The sequence below is a fragment of the Halomonas sp. ND22Bw genome (genome assembly GCF_003011945.1).
In the GTDB taxonomy this organism is placed as follows: domain Bacteria; phylum Pseudomonadota; class Gammaproteobacteria; order Pseudomonadales; family Halomonadaceae; genus Halomonas; species Halomonas halophila.
In genome coordinates this window covers 1-474 of record NZ_PXWD01000135.1, presented here as the reverse complement: position 1 = coordinate 474, position 474 = coordinate 1, and the positions used below count along the sequence as shown (strand labels likewise).

At 69.6% G+C, this 474-nt stretch carries 1 protein-coding gene; it reads right to left on the bottom strand.

Translation table 11 applies throughout. The features are described 5' to 3' along the window. A partial coding sequence (locus CVH10_RS17350) for a DUF2459 domain-containing protein (protein ID WP_106489344.1) occupies positions 1-474 on the bottom strand: 474 nt, incomplete at both ends.

Genomic DNA, 474 nt, shown 5'->3' with positions numbered 1-474 from the left:
GGCTCCATGTCCAGTTTTCGCTCCGGGTCCTTGGCCCGTTCCGCCGCCCGCACGGACCGCATCACCTCGGCCGAGGTGATGGACCGGACCGGCCGGATCGGCACGCCCGCCGCGTTCAGCACGCTGGAAGTCCAGTGGTTGCACAGATGTCCGATGGAGAAGGTCTCGCGACTGGCGAAGAACCGCGCGTCATCACCGGGGCGGGCCGCGACGATCCGGGGCGAACCGCCGGACATCGCCAGGGACTGTTCGACGCGCGCCGCCATCTGGTCGAACTGCGCCTGTGTCAGGATCAGGCGAGCCACGTCGCCGCCGTGGCTCGCGCCGGGATCGACGCTGACCGGATCCAGCATGACGACCGATGCATTGCCCGGCCGGAAGAAGGCGCGGGCGCCGTCCGGCAGGCGGTCCGCGATCGGGCTCTGATCCACATAGAATCGCGCGTCGCCCCAGCCGATCAGAATCCAGTCGCCG